The organism is Cobetia sp. (assembly GCF_983723665.1).
This window is the reverse complement of record NZ_CFDJES010000011.1, coordinates 14,489-15,783: the sequence shown is the minus strand read 5'-3', so window position 1 is coordinate 15,783 and position 1,295 is coordinate 14,489. Positions and strand designations below refer to the sequence as shown.

1 protein-coding gene is annotated in these 1,295 nt (G+C 61.9%); it reads left to right on the top strand.

The genetic code is table 11. The features are described from left to right. Window positions 1-93: 93 nt before the first annotated feature. A partial coding sequence (locus AC4FAH_RS02460) for a dicarboxylate/amino acid:cation symporter (RefSeq protein WP_490245608.1) occupies window positions 94-1,295 on the top strand: 1,202 nt, incomplete at its 3' end.

Here is a 1,295-nt window from a genome sequence, read left to right as displayed (position 1 = left end):
CATGGTGACTATGACGGCAGGCCTCACCGGTAGCCAGCACTGCGGTGGCACGCAACAACCGACCTTTCAGACACAATCCAAGGTAGTCGTAACGTGAAACAGTCTTTATGGAAAAACATCGGCGTCCAGGTAGTCATCGCCATGATCCTGGGTGCAGGTGTCGGGGCGTACATGGGCGAAGACGCCTCGATGTTCGCGCCACTGGGTGAGCTGTTCATTCACCTGATCAAGATGCTGGTCGTGCCGCTGATCGCGGTCTCCATCGTGTCGGGAGCCGCCAATCTGGGCGACAGCCCTTCTGCCGGCAAGATCGGTATCTCCACCTTCGCCTTCTTCATGCTGACCTCTGCCGTGGCCGTGATGCTGGCGCTGGTGATGGGGCATGTCTTCCAGCCGGGCAGCGGAGTGGACCTGGAAAGCGCCAAGGGCATGTTCTCCAATGCCTACGCTGACAAGGGCAGCGTGCCGGGCGTGATGGACACCATTCTGGGCATGGTGCCGACCAATATCTTCGGGGCACTCACCGATGCCAATATCCTGCAGATTCTGGTGTTCTGCCTGTTCCTCGGCATTGGCCTGTCCAAGACCGGTGAGCGTGGCAAGCCGCTGATCGAAGGCCTGAACACCGTCATCGAAGCCTTCGTGTGGATGATCAACGTGGTGATGCTGATCGCGCCGATCGGCGTCTTCGGCCTGATGGCGGACGCCGTCGGCACCTTCGGCTTCGATGTACTGACGCTGGTGATGAAGCTGTTCCTCGTTTACATGGGCGCCATCCTCATCTACGGCTTCGTGTTCTACCCGCTGGTGGTCAAGTTCGGCTCTGACGTGCCGCTGGGCCGCTTCATGTCCGCGATGAAGAAGCCGCAGGCCGTCGCGCTGTCCACGGCGTCCTCCATGGCGACCCTGCCGGTCAACATGGAAGTCTGCGAGAAGGAGCTGGGCCTCAAGAACGCCACCTCTGCCTTCGTGCTGCCGCTGGGCGCGACCATCAACATGAGCGGCAATGCCATCTATTACGGGCTGGTGGCGATGTTCTTCGCCCAGGTCTTCAATGTCGACCTCGGCTTCTCCGCCTACGCCGCCATCGTGTTCACCGCGACTCTGGGTGCCATCGGTCAGGCCGGTGTGCCGGGGCCGTCGTTCCTGGTGGTCGCCGTGCTGCTGGCGGCCGGTATCCCCATCGAAGGCCTGCCGCTGCTGTTCGCGCTGGATCGTATCTTCGACATGACGCGCACCGCGCTCAACATCACCGGTGACGCTGCCTGCGCCGCCGTGGTGGACCGCTTCGCGCG